At 66.4% G+C, this 10069-nt stretch carries 12 protein-coding genes and 1 pseudogene; 6 read left to right on the top strand and 7 right to left on the bottom strand.

Annotation, left to right across the window (positions count from 1 at the left end):
* On the bottom strand, window positions 1–177 hold a 177-nt coding region (locus H926_RS0107465), incomplete at its 3' end, for a PepSY-associated TM helix domain-containing protein (RefSeq protein WP_202804680.1).
* 270 nt (window positions 178–447) lie between these two features.
* Between H926_RS0107465 and H926_RS0107460 the strand changes: the two genes are divergently transcribed.
* Entirely contained in the window at window positions 448–2250 is a 1803-nt protein-coding gene (locus H926_RS0107460; protein ID WP_022675744.1) for a methyl-accepting chemotaxis protein, read from the top strand.
* Between the two features lie 39 nt (window positions 2251–2289).
* Here H926_RS0107460 and H926_RS35415 read toward each other — a convergent pair.
* A pseudogene (locus H926_RS35415) lies at window positions 2290–2403 on the bottom strand (fructose-bisphosphatase class II); the annotation flags it as partial.
* 90 nt (window positions 2404–2493) lie between these two features.
* Between H926_RS35415 and H926_RS0107455 the strand changes: the two are divergent.
* A complete protein-coding gene (locus H926_RS0107455) occupies window positions 2494–3078 on the top strand; it encodes a hypothetical protein (RefSeq protein WP_237740988.1) in 585 nt (194 codons plus the stop codon).
* A gap of 83 nt (window positions 3079–3161) precedes the next feature.
* Here the strand turns inward: H926_RS0107455 and H926_RS0107450 are convergent, their stop codons facing one another.
* Both H926_RS0107450 and H926_RS0107445 read right to left on the bottom strand, forming a co-directional pair.
* The gene (locus tag H926_RS0107450) at window positions 3162–4484 is read right to left on the bottom strand and encodes a homoserine dehydrogenase (protein ID WP_022675742.1); all 1323 of its coding nucleotides are present in this window, start codon (window positions 4482–4484) and stop codon (window positions 3162–3164) included.
* A 96-nt stretch (window positions 4485–4580) separates the two neighbouring features.
* Window positions 4581–5351 carry a hypothetical protein gene (locus H926_RS0107445; RefSeq protein WP_107718762.1) on the bottom strand — a complete coding sequence of 257 codons (771 nt, stop codon included), beginning with the start codon at window positions 5349–5351 and terminating at the stop codon, window positions 4581–4583.
* A 450-nt stretch (window positions 5352–5801) separates the two neighbouring features.
* On the opposite strand from H926_RS0107445, the gene H926_RS0107440 reads away from it, so the two are divergent.
* From H926_RS0107440 to H926_RS0107425, 4 genes are all read left to right on the top strand, one after another.
* Window positions 5802–6464 (top strand): energy transducer TonB, encoded by a 663-nt coding sequence (locus H926_RS0107440; protein WP_022675740.1) that lies wholly within the window; start codon window positions 5802–5804, stop codon window positions 6462–6464.
* Between the two features lie 84 nt (window positions 6465–6548).
* Window positions 6549–7310 carry a MotA/TolQ/ExbB proton channel family protein gene (locus H926_RS0107435; RefSeq protein WP_022675739.1) on the top strand — a complete coding sequence of 254 codons (762 nt, stop codon included), beginning with the start codon at window positions 6549–6551 and terminating at the stop codon, window positions 7308–7310.
* Window positions 7311–7440: 130 nt separating this feature from the next.
* Complete coding sequence (locus H926_RS26135) at window positions 7441–7971, top strand: biopolymer transporter ExbD (protein WP_082209053.1); 531 nt, start codon at window positions 7441–7443, stop codon at window positions 7969–7971.
* Between the two features lie 64 nt (window positions 7972–8035).
* Window positions 8036–8476, top strand: a complete 441-nt coding sequence (locus H926_RS0107425; protein WP_028657722.1) for a biopolymer transporter ExbD — start codon at window positions 8036–8038, stop codon at window positions 8474–8476.
* A gap of 114 nt (window positions 8477–8590) precedes the next feature.
* On the opposite strand, the gene arsC is transcribed toward H926_RS0107425, so the two are convergent.
* From arsC to dacB, 3 genes are all read right to left on the bottom strand, one after another.
* On the bottom strand, window positions 8591–8932 hold the full coding sequence (arsC, locus tag H926_RS0107420) for an arsenate reductase (glutaredoxin) (RefSeq protein ID WP_022675736.1): 342 nt from the start codon (window positions 8930–8932) through the stop codon (window positions 8591–8593).
* A 26-nt stretch (window positions 8933–8958) separates the two neighbouring features.
* Window positions 8959–9468 (bottom strand): (2Fe-2S)-binding protein, encoded by a 510-nt coding sequence (locus H926_RS0107415; RefSeq protein ID WP_028657721.1) that lies wholly within the window; start codon window positions 9466–9468, stop codon window positions 8959–8961.
* A gap of 32 nt (window positions 9469–9500) precedes the next feature.
* On the bottom strand, window positions 9501–10069 hold a 569-nt coding region (gene dacB, locus H926_RS0107410; RefSeq protein WP_028657720.1), incomplete at its 5' end, for a D-alanyl-D-alanine carboxypeptidase/D-alanyl-D-alanine-endopeptidase.

Below are 10069 nucleotides of genomic sequence, written 5' to 3'. Positions count from 1 at the left end.
CACCACCGGCTCGGCATTGATCTGCGCGGCATGGTTGAGCGTGATGCCGGTGATGGCGAACAGCATCATGCCAACCAGCGCCACCGCCGCGCTGATCCAGTGCCAGGTGTGCAGTTGCTTGAGCCAGAACTGCCTGGCCTTGCGCGCTTTCTTCGCCTGGTTGCGGTCTGGCGCCAGGGCCGCATCAGGGCGCGGCGCCGCGTGGGGCGGGGCAGCAGGCGGGCGCGGGCGGTCGATCTGGTCAAGCGTGGTCAAGGCGGGTCCGTCGCTGGCGGGCTGGAGTTGGTACTGCTCCTAACCTAATGCGAGTCATTTGCAAGTTTGCCATTGTATCACGCCTGTTACGGGTTTGCCCTGCTCCGCAATTCCCCGGAATCCGCCTGCCGTGCGGGCTTAAGCATCGCCACGCTAGGAAAAGCGCGAAATCCGCCCATGGAGTGTTCTTCGATGCTGAGCGTGCGCACGCGGCAAGCAACGCGGCTGGTCATCGGCCTGATCGTCATCGCCATCACCCTGGCGGCGTTCGTGGTCGCGCAGATCCGCTTTGGCGGCCCGATGCATCACGAAAGCCTGCTGCAGGACGAACTCCTGGCCGATATCCTGCCGCCACCGTGCTTTGTGGTGGAACCCTATCTGCATACCACGCTGATGCTCGACGAGCCCGCCCGCACCAATGCCGAGATGAAGGCCCTGGCCGAAGAGGAAGCCCAGTTCAAGGAGCGCCAGGCCTATTGGCAGGCGGCGCCCGTGCCCGATGCAATGCGCGCGCCGGTGCAGGCCGTGCTCGATGCCGAAGTGGCGTTCTGGAAGACCGTGGACGAGCAGTTCCTGCCCGCGGCACGGCGGGGCGATCTGGCGGCGATGCGGGCAATCCACGCCGGGCCGCTGCGCCAGGCCTATGCCTTGCAGCACCAGCGCGTCGATGCGCTGGTCACGCTGTCCAACACCAACCGCGCCCGCCTGCTCGAAAGCGGCTATCGCCAGGTCATGGTCTCGCTGGTCGGCACCGGCCTGCTTGCCGCGCTGGTGCTGGTATTGGTCGTATATGTGGGGCACCTGCTGCGCCAGCGGGTGATCGCTCCGCTGGTCGATACTGCCGATGGCATTGTCGATATGGCGCAGGGCGCGCTGGATCGCCCGCTGGCAGGCGCCGAGCGGGTGGACGAGATCGGGCAGATCGTGCGGGCGATGGACGTGTTCCGCGCCGCGGCACAAACGCGCGAGGCCGATCGGGCGGCGCAGGGCCGGGTGGTCGATGCCCTGGCCCATGGGCTGGACGTGATTGCCGGCAAGGATCTGGAGCAGCGGATCGATGCGACGTTCCCGCCCGGCTTCGAGGCGCTGCGCACCAACTATAACACTGCAATCGCCGCCATGGCCGAGGCGCTGCGCGGCGTGCGCGTGGGGGCCAACCGCGTGGCCCGCGCCATCGCCGAAATCCGCGCCGCATCCGAAGACCTGGCCCAGCGCAACGAGGAACAGGCGGCCAGCCTGGCCACGACGGCAGGCTCGCTCGACAGCGTGACCCGCAGCGTTGGCGAAACCGCGCAGCGCGCCGCCAGCGTGCAGAGCGCGATCGGCGCTGCCCAGGACGAGGCGGCTGCCGGTGGCGACGTAGTCACCCGCGCGGTGGCGGCGATGGCGGCGATCGAGGCATCGTCGGCGCGGATCGGCCAGATCATCAGCGTGATCGACGGCATCGCCTTTCAGACCAACCTGCTCGCGCTCAACGCGGGGGTGGAGGCAGCCCGCGCCGGAGACGCTGGCAAGGGCTTTGCCGTGGTTGCCTCCGAAGTGCGCGCGCTGGCGCAGCGCTCTGCCGATGCGGCCCGCGATATCAAGGCCCTGATCGGTGAAAGCACCGAGCAGGTGAGCCACGGCGTGACGCTGGTGGGCGAGACCGGCGCGCGGCTGGGCGGCATCGTCACGCGGGTGGAAGAGATCGGCGGCCTGGTTTCCGGCATCGCGCAAGCCGCGATCGACCAGGCCGACAAGCTGAGCGACGTAAACCGCGCGGTCAGCGACATGGACCGCATGACCCAGCAGAACGCGGCCATGGTCGAACAGTCATCGGCCGCCACCCGCAGCCTGGCCGAGGAGGCCGAAGCGCTGGCCCGGCTGGTATCCACCTTCCGCACCCGCGACGTGGCCAATCGCCCGGCTCATGTGGCCAGGCCCCAAGACCTGCGCCGCGCCTCGATGCGCGAGGATGCCCAGCCGGGTCCGCGCCTGGCACTGGCCGCGGGGTAGCCTGCATCCGCCGATGCCCTGGGTGTGATCTGTATAAAGTTCGTTGAAGGCCGGGCACATGGCCTCTACAGCTATGGCGCCGGCAATGTTTTTGTCGCTGCGGCCGGTCAGGCGTAACGCGCCGATCGCCGCAGCAGCGGTGACACGCGTCATCGCGCGCACGAGGACACGGCAGACACCAGCATTCGCGTGCTGGCTATGTCCGGCACATGTTTCGGGGCCGCCCCTGGACGGGAGAAAGCCGTGTTGTCGAGAGTGCCCTTTCCGGTCCGTTTTCCCATTCCCGCTCCGATCATGGCTTTGGCTGTGGCCTGCGGTCTGGTCCTGGCGCCGGCCCCGGAGGCCCTGGCCCAGGCAGAGCCCCAGGCTCAGGATAGCCAGGCCCAGACCAGTCAGGCCCAGACCAGTCAGGCCACGCCTTCTGCCGCTCCCACGGTGGCCGTGCCGCAGGTTGCCGGGCCGGGGCTACCAACCTTGAGCAACGCCGACGGCAATCTTGCCCAGCGGCTGATCACCGGCAGCCAGGCCACCCGTTGCCGGCCCGGCCGCAGCGCCGATGGCGCGATCGTGGTCTGCGGCGGCGCCGAAGCGCGGGAAAAGGAGCGCCTGCCGCTGCGCGACCAGACCGATACCGCGCAATCGACCAATGACGGCCTGCCGCGTGCACCCAATGTATTTGGCATGGCGCCGTGCAAGGGCAATGGCGCCTGCGTCGGCTTTGGCAGCGTGCCGCCGCCAATGTATTACTTCGATATCACCGCCCTGCCGCCGCCGCCGCCCGGATCGGATGCCGATCGCATCGCCAAGGGCGAGATTCGCGCACCCTGAGCGACGCTGATGGCTGGATGTGAAAAGGGCCTGGAAAGCGATGCTTTCCAGGCCCTTTTCAGTTTGTCGGCGGCTTGCGGGCCCTACTCGTCGAGGATCGGCAGCACCACCGGCGGTTCGGTCAGGCAGGGGGAATCGCACAGCAGGGCCATGGCCCGGCCGATCGCGCTTTCCGGGCCATCGTGCGTCACCATATGCACCAACACCGTATCGGCATCGCCGGCGGCGAGGCCCGGGGTGCCCTTCTGGATCAGGCTTTCGATCGAAACCCCGGCGTCACGCATCGCGGCGGTGATCTCGGCCAGCGCGCCGGGACGGTCTGCCACGTTGAAGCGGATATAGGCGCTGCCGATGCGATCGCCGGTCTCGGCCGGCGGGGCCTCGCCCAGTTCGGCCACGGGGATGGAGAACGGCGTGCCGATATCGCCACGCGCAATGTCGATCAGGTCGGCCACCACGGCGCTGGCGGTCGGTCCGTCGCCGGCCCCGGCACCCTGGAACAGCAGGCGACCCACGAAGTTGCCTTCGGCCACCACAGCGTTGGTAGCGCCATCGACATGGGCCAGCGGGTGGTCACGGTGCACCAGGTGCGGCTGCACGCGCTGTACCAGGCGGCGCTGGCCGCTGGCGTCCACTTCGGTATCGGCCATGCCGATCAGGCGGATGTAATAGCCCAACACATCGGCCTGGGCGATATCGGCGGCGAGCAGGCGGCGGATGCCGCGCGTCGTCACGCTCTTAAAATCCATCCGCGTGCCGAACGCCACGCTCGACAGGATCGCCAGCTTGTGCGCGGCATCGATGCCGTCGATGTCGAACGTGGGATCGGCTTCGGCATAGCCCTTGGCCTGGGCTTCGGCGAGCACGTCGGCAAAGTCGCGGCCGGTATCCTCCATGGTCGAGAGGATATAGTTGCAGGTGCCGTTGAGGATGCCATAGACGCGCTTGATATCGTTGGCGGCCATGCCTTCCTTGAGGCTCTTGATCACCGGGATGCCGCCGGCCACGGCCGCCTCGAACTTGAGCGCGGCATCGGCCTTTTCGGCCAGCGCGGCCAGTTCCAGGCCATGGTGGGCGATCATCGCCTTGTTGGCGGTGACCAGATCTTTGCCGGCGGCCAGGGTGTTGCGCGCCAGGGTCAGCGCCGGGCCATCAGACCCGCCGACCAGTTCGACCACCACGTCCACGTCGGGCCGGGCGGCCATCGCGGTCATGTCGTCTTCCCAGGCATAGCGCGAGAGGTCCACGCCGCGGTCCTTGCTGCGATCGCGGGCCGCTACGGCCACGATCTCGATCCGCCGCTCGGCCCGGCGGGCGATCAGATCGGCATTGGTTTCGATCAGCCGGATCACGCCACCGCCAACGGTGCCCAGGCCGGCGAGCGCGATGCGCAAGGGTTCGCTCATGGTCTTCCCACTTCTCGTCTTGTTCTCTGGCGTCTTGTTCTCTGGCCGGTGCCCTAGTTCAGCACCGGCCAAAAGGCCAGCATCACTGCGCAGTTCTCAGTGCGGCGGGCGATTGCGCGTGCAGGGGCCCAACTCGCGGATCACCTGGGCATAGTCTTCGCTGGCGATCTGGCGATCGTCGGCCGTGCCGCTGATCACGCTGCGCGGCGGCAACTCGGGCGGCAGGGCGCAGGCCAGGCGATACCACGCCAGGGTTTCGGGCTGGGGCGGCTTGGCCGATTGGTCGACGATCTCGGAAAAGCTCACGCCCCAGGTGGTCCGTTCGCCGGGGCGGCGCAGGATCGAGAGCGAGGCAGGCTTGCCATCGGGGGTGGAGAGGAACACCTGTGTTTCGCCCTCGCCGGTAAGGTTGCCCGGCACGTGCATGGTCTCGCGCACCCCGGTGATCACCGGCGGCTGGCCGTGGTTGACCAGTTCGGTCAGGATCGGGCGCAGCCGCGCTTCCAGCTCGGGCGTCCAGGGCAGCATCGCATCGGGCGACACCAGCTTGAGCTCGCCCGGGCGGCCGTTGACCGGATCGGCCAGCAGCAGCACCGGCATCTTGCGCAGCTTGGGCACCTTGCCCCGCGCATCGAGCGGCACGTCGGCCAGGAAGCTGAGCGTATCGGCAATGTCGGGGCCGACCAGCAGGGCGGTGGTGCGCGCCTCTATATAGAGGCGCACCTTGCCCGGCGCGACATCGGCAGACAGTGCCGGATTGATCTTGGAAACTGCGGTGATTTCTGCCTTGGCCACGATGTGCGCGGGCAGGGCAAGGTCGACAAGATCGGCATACGTCAGCGCCGGAGCGTCAAGAGTGCGAATCATGGGCGGCGCCGATTGTGCGTGCAGGGGCGCCGAAATGCTTGCAAACACCAGCATGCCAGCGACAAAATTTCGCATCGGATGCGCGGATTTGGGCATATTCCTCCTTCCGTGCGGCGCAGCGCCGCAAAATTGCTAAGATTTCCTTGCGATTGCGGGACGCATCGCTGAATCATGGCTTAACCGATAAAGCATTTGCGCCCTTATAGGTTCGGCGTTAAAGCTCCCGATCGTTCGGGCAAACAAAAAACCAAGTCCGAACCATGCCGCCGCCGGGCCCTCTGCGTCCGATGTCGGCGGTCCGGGTTGTTCGGCAGGGTGGAATGAAATCGCTGGATTGTCTCGTCGGCCGGAACGGTGATTCCGGGCGTCGGTCCTTTTCGGGCGCGATTGGCGTTGTCCTGTGGGCGATGTGTCGGGCTTGGCTAGGACGTTCAGGAGTAATGGAGCTGAATGGCATACGCTGACCAACAGATGAGCGGTAACAAGATCACCGCGCTCATCATCGTTGCTGTTCTTCATGTCGTCGTGGGGTATGCGCTGGTCACCGGCCTTGCCTACTCGGCGTTCAAGAAGATCAAGGACGTGACCACCGCGGTCAAGATCGAAGAGGAAAAGCCGAAGGAGCCGCCACCGCCGCCCCCGAAGCAGCCTGATCAACCGCCGCCACCGATCGTTGCGCCGCCGCCGCCGATCAACCTGAATCTGGCTCCTCCGCCGATTCAGGCTGTGACGACGCCGCCGCCGGTCGCACCGCCGCCGACTCCGGTCGTGCTGCCTCCGGCTCCGCCGGCTCCCCCGGCCCCGCCGCCGCCGCCGCCGCCGGTTCCCGGCACGCCGCGTGGCAACCCGGGTGACTGGGTGACGTCGAACGACTACCCCTCGCGCGCACTGCGTGAAGGCGCCGAAGGGACGACTGGCTTCCGCCTGGAATATGACGCCAGCGGACGGCCAACCAACTGCTCGGTTACGCGCTCTTCGGGCAACCAAGAGTTGGACGCTGCAACGTGCCAGAACCTGATGCGCCGTGCGCGCTTCAAGCCCGGCACCCAGAACGGCCAGCCGGTCGGCAGCACGTACAGCAGTTCGGTGCGTTGGCAGATCCCGAAGGATTGATGATCTCCATCACCCCTTCGGATATGCCATCGTCCATGCGCAGCCTTTTGCACTTGCTATCGAATTCTTGAGAGGAAGACCCGAATGTTTATCCAGACGCTTGCCGCTGCTGCGGCCAATGCCGCGCCGCAGAACAAGTTCGGCTTCGTTGAAGCCCTGCAGGCTGGCGGTTTCATTTCGTACGCCACGGTGACCATCCTGGGCATCATGTCGTTCGGCTCGTTCTTCATCCTGTTCACCAAGTACTTCGAACAGGCGAAGATCCTTGGCCAGTACAAGGCGCTCGCCAACTTCTGGCGCGCCCCCACCCTGCGCGAAGGCGCTGCCAAGCTGGACAAGAACAGCGCATGGCGCCAGCTCGTCGACGACGGCATCGCCGCTGAAGACCAGCACGCCAAGATGACCGACTCCCTGGAAGCCCATGACTGGCTGCACGGTTCGCTCGCTCGCTCGGAAGCTTCGATCAACGCTCGCCTCGCTGGCGGCCTGCCCTTCCTCGCCACCGTGGGCGCCACCGCGCCGTTCATCGGTCTGTTCGGTACCGTGGTCGGCATCTACCGCGCTCTGATCGCCATCGGCCTCGCCGGTTCGGCCTCGATCGACAAGGTCGCGGGTCCGGTCGGTGAAGCTCTGATCATGACCGCGCTGGGTCTGCTCGTCGCCGTGCCGGCCGTGCTTGCCTACAACTGGCTGCAGTCGCGCAACAAGAAGATCGCCGAGCTGCTCCAGGGCTTCTCGACCGACGTTCTTGCCAACATCACCTCGAAGGGCGCCGTGAAGCCCGCCGTTGGTCCGGCTCCGGCCGCCAAGCCGGCTGCCCCGGTTGCTGCTCCGGTCAAGAAGTAAGCTGTCACCCCAAGGCCGGCAGCAATCCTGTCGCCGGCCTTGTCCGCAGAACGCGGGTCATGGCCAGGGCGGCCCTTTCAAGCCCACACCCTGGCCCCTCCCGCGGCTTCAATCGGATAGGATGTAACCAATGGCAATGTCTGTAGGCGGCGCTGGCGGAGAAGAACGCCCGATGTCGGACATCAACACCACGCCGCTCGTGGACGTGATGCTGGTGCTGCTGATCATCTTCCTCATCGCGGTGCCGGTCGCGATCCAGACCATCGAAAAGCTCAAGGTTCCCGTCCTTGCCTCGGAAGAAACCCAGGACAAGGTGGAAAACCTGCTTCTCGCTGTTGTGGCGACCGACGCGAATGGCCGTAGCCCGCGCGAACCGGGCTATCAGGGCTCTTCTCGCAACGGCGAATGCCGCGTCTATTTCAACAACGTGACTCCGGTGGACAACACCGAGCTGTACAAGCAGGCTTTCGATCGTCTCGACGCGATCGTGAAGCGTGAAGGCGGCGCGGCCAACATGGACCCGGAAAAGATCCCCGAAGTGCACATCCGTGGCGACGTCAATGTTCCGTGGAAGTGTGTCGCCGGTGCGATCTACAACGTGCAGGCTGCGGGCTATCCCAAGGTCGGCTTCATCTCCACCCCGGTCGATCCCAACGGCTAACGCCTGACGAACACCGTCCGGGGCGTGTCCTTCGGGGCACGCACGGCGAACAGGAGTAAAACCCATGGCAATGAGCGGCGGCAAGGACGATGGCGCGCCGATGATGGAAATGAACACGACGCCGTTGATCGACGTCATGCTCGTGCTCCTCATCATGTTCATCATTACCATCCCCGTGGCCACGCACTCGGTCAACGTGAACCTGCCGCAGGCGACCCCGCCTACGAACATGCCTCACGTTGACCCGGTGAAGAACAAGCTGATCCTGACTCAGACCGGTCAGATCCTCTGGAATGGCTCGACCATTACCGAAGGCAACCTGATCTCGCTGCTGCAGGCGACCAAGGCGATGAATCCGGAACCGGAACTGCAGTTCCAGCCGGAAGCCTATGCCAGCTATGAAACGGCCAACCGGCTGCTGAAGGACATCACCGAATCTAAGGTGACCAAGTTCGGCTTCGTCGGGAACGAAAACTACGCCACCTTCGGCAAGGCGGCGCAGTAAGCCCTAACCGGCCCGTTTCCTCCGGCTGCCACGCCGGAAACCCGATCAAGGGGCGGAGTGATCCGCCCCTTTTTCTTTGCCTGCGTCCCAGGCACGGCCACCTTGTTTCGCCGGTCAGAGGATTTCGAACACTTTCTCCTTGGGCCGGCACAGGCGCACGCCCTTGTCGGTTTCCACCAGCGGGCGCTCGATCAGCTTGGGCTCTGCCACCATGGCGGCCAGCACGGTGGCGTCATCGGCCTGCGGCAGGCCGCGCTCGGCCGCATCGGTGCCCTTGAGGCGCAGGCCCTGTTGCGGGGTGACGCCGGCATCGCGATAGAGCTGCGCCAGTTTGTCCGCGCTCGGCGGGGTCTTGAGATATTCGATCACCGTCACCTGCGCGCCGGCCTCGTGAAGCAGGGCCAGCGTATTGCGCGAAGTGCCGCAGGCGGGATTGTGCCAGATCGTGGCATGCATGGTCGTTCTCCTTAATGCGGAAAGGGTCAGTAGCCGCCGGTGGTCGCCGTGCGCGGCGCTGGCAGACGGATCGGGGGTTCCTGGCCGCGCAGGATGCGCCCGGCGCGCTGCACCGCGCGGACCAGGCGGGGCTGTACGCCGCAGCGGCAGACATGGGGCAGCGCGGCGGCAATGTCGGCCTCGGCCGGATCGGCATTGTGCGCCAGTAGGGCGGCGGCGGCCATGACCAGGCCGGGTGTGCAGAAACCGCACTGGATCGCCTGTTCGGCGGCAAAGGCCTGCTGCACCGGATGGTTACGATCGGGCGAAAGCCCTTCGATCGTGGTCACGCTGCGGCCCTCCGCCTCGCCCAGCGACAGCGTGCAACTGGGCATCGCCTGGCCATCGACCATCACCGTGCAGGCGCCACACTCCCCCGTGCCGCAGCCGTATTTCGTGCCGGTCAGATTGGCGGCATCACGCAAGGCCCACAACAGCGGCGTGTCATCGGGCAGACGAATGTCGAGCGGCTGGGCATTGATGGTAAGGCTGGCCATGGCGCCCGGTTATAGTGCCGGCGCCGCCAGGCTCAATGCTGCGCGGCAAGGGCCAGCAGCAAGGCATCGACCACCGGTGTCGCGCTGGTCCCATCGGGCAGATCGTTGACCAGCACGGCAAAGGCCAGGGTATGGCCAGCGGCGGTCGGCAGGAAGCCGGCAAGGGCCTGCGTGCCCAGCAAGGTGCCGGTCTTGGCGCGCAGCTTGCCCTCCAGCGGGGTGCCCTTGAGCCGTGCCTTGAGCGTACCGGTCTGCCCGGCGACGGGAAACCCCGCGATCCAGTCCGCGCCCCACGGCTGCGCCTGCCCCCAGCGCAGCAGCAGCGCCAGTGCGCGCGGGGTAACGCGGTTGTAGGTCGACATGCCCGAGCCATCATAGAGGCTGACACTGCCCGGCGGCAGGCCGGCCGCTTGCAACGCCGCCATGCGCGCGGTGATGCCATCGGCCACCGTGCCAGAGGCGGCAAGGCGCCGCAGCAGCAGTTCGGCATGGAGGTTCTGGCTTTGCCGCAAGGTCAGCGCCACATCCTCGCGCAAGGGCGGGGGAACCAGCCGCGCCAGCACCGGCGGCTCGGCCGGCACGGCGCCATCGCGATGGCGGG

Source organism: Novosphingobium sp. B-7 (assembly GCF_000410615.1).
GTDB lineage: Bacteria > Pseudomonadota > Alphaproteobacteria > Sphingomonadales > Sphingomonadaceae > Novosphingobium > Novosphingobium capsulatum.
This window is presented reverse-complemented; position numbering and strand designations above follow the sequence as displayed.